1 protein-coding gene is annotated in these 551 nt (G+C 36.3%); it reads left to right on the top strand.

All coding sequences use genetic code 11. The annotated features are described in order from the left end of the window. Positions 1-288: 288 nt before the first annotated feature. Positions 289-551, top strand: a 263-nt coding sequence (locus EZV76_RS17890) for a hypothetical protein (RefSeq protein WP_136567697.1), incomplete at its 3' end; no start/stop codon positions are given.

The raw sequence follows: 551 nt of genomic DNA, 5'->3' as shown, positions 1-551 counted from the left end.
ATAAGTCTTGGACAGTTTATTTGTGAAAATTYATGTATAGACAAAAATGAACCACACCTAAAATCGGGTCAAGTTYTAATTGTTCAAGTTGACTCTGTAGTAATACGCTCGGCTAAGCCCTATTTRGCCACTCCAGGAGCAACAGTTCGTGGCCATTATGGYGAAATCTTTTATGAAGGAGATACRTTAGTTACATTTATATATGAAAAATCGAGATCYGGTGATATAACRCAGGGTCTTCCAAAAGTSGAACAGGTRTTAGAAGTGCGTTCAATTGAGTCAATATCAATGAATCTAGAAAAGAGAGTTGAGGGTTGGAACGAMTGTATAACRARAATTCTTGGYMTTYCTTGGGGATTCKTSATTGGCGCTGAGCTAACTATAGTGCAAAGTCGTATCTCTTTAGTTAATAAGATCCAAAAGGTTTATCGATCCCAGGGAGTGCAAATACATAATAGGCATATAGAAATTATTGTACGTCAAATAACATCAAAAGTGCTGGTTTCAGAAGATGGAATGTCTAATGTTTTTTTACCCGGAGAACTAATTGG

This window comes from Flagellimonas alvinocaridis (genome assembly GCF_004916895.1).
Classification (GTDB): domain Bacteria; phylum Bacteroidota; class Bacteroidia; order Flavobacteriales; family Flavobacteriaceae; genus Flagellimonas; species Flagellimonas alvinocaridis.
The sequence above is the reverse complement of the archived record's forward strand: the minus strand, read 5'-3'. Positions and strand labels throughout refer to the sequence as shown.